This window comes from Okeania sp. SIO2B9 (assembly GCF_010672505.1).
GTDB lineage: Bacteria > Cyanobacteriota > Cyanobacteriia > Cyanobacteriales > Microcoleaceae > Okeania > Okeania hirsuta.
Genome location: NZ_JAAHGK010001702.1, coordinates 1 through 1,253 on the forward strand (window position 1 = coordinate 1; position 1,253 = coordinate 1,253).

1 pseudogene is annotated in these 1,253 nt (G+C 32.7%); it reads right to left on the bottom strand.

Annotated features, from left to right (window positions below):
• Positions 1-1,031 precede the first annotated feature (1,031 nt).
• Positions 1,032-1,253, bottom strand: a pseudogene (locus F6K13_RS33825) (glycine cleavage system protein H); the annotation flags it as partial.

The following is a 1,253-nucleotide window of genomic DNA, read 5'->3' on the forward strand; positions in this document are numbered from 1 at the left end:
ATTTTTAGCAGCATTATTTGTACACCAACTCATAGCACCAATCATCTGAGAAATTTTTTCCCCATTCCATGTTTCTGCTTTTACAGATATAGGTATTAAGCCGATTATGACAGTTAAACTAAACCATATATATTTTTTCATTGTACTACCCCGACTATATTTTTTTTATATATTCCTATTATATCAGATCACCTTCAAATTATCATAATCCGGGAATTAAGATAGCCAAATTAACTAAAAAAAATATCAGCCATGCTTGACCAGATAAATTCACAAAAAACAATTTATGATGAGGAATAAAATAACATTAATACCACTAACTTCAGCAAAGAAAATAAGGCAGAAAGGTTAATAAAGACAGATAAGGTCATTTCAGTTATCAGTTATCAGAAAAAATCTACACCCTGCTGAAAAATTTTCATCATTTAAGGCTGATATAATTTCCGTTTAATAGCGTGATCAAAAACTTTCTTATCCTTCTTCTCCTAATTCCTGATTTTTTCCTCCTGACTCCTGAGTTATCACTCCTCCGTAGTTAGAGAAAATAAGGCAGAAAAATTAATAAACGCAGATAAGGTAAATAATCTGAAAAATACTTATTTAATATCAAATCTGGTTAAACAGTTATAGAATGGTTAAGTATTTAGGAGTCAGGAGTTCAGGAGTAGAGAGAATCACTTTGATGAGCATAGTTATGACGATTGGAAATTTTTTTTATGTCCAATAAAACGGATTTGATATAACTAGATACTATTTCAAATAACTTAGCCAGAAAAAGTCTACCCCTGCTGAAAAATTTTCATCATTTAAGGCTGATATAATTTCCGTTTAATAGCGTGAAAAAAAACTTTCTTCTCCTCTTCCTGATTTTTTCTGATAACTGATAACTGATAACTGAAATGACTCCTCCATCATTTTCAAGCAACCTTTGTAGAGACATTCCATGGAACATCTCTACATTATTGTTCGGAGGTGTATAATGAACTTAGTCAAGCTATTGTTGTAGATTTGAGAATATTTTTGGTTACTACCTACTCTCCTTCTACCATTTCACGATACTCCTCAGCAGAATAAATATCATCTCCTTCTAGTTCATCAGGGTCTTTAACGCGCACCTTCATCAGCCAACCCTCTATGTATGGGTCTTCTTCTGATAACCGCTCTGGACTTTCTAATATTTCTTCATTGCGGTCTATTACTGTACCAGTAATAGGAGCATTCAAGTCTTCAACTGCTTTGACAGACTCAACACA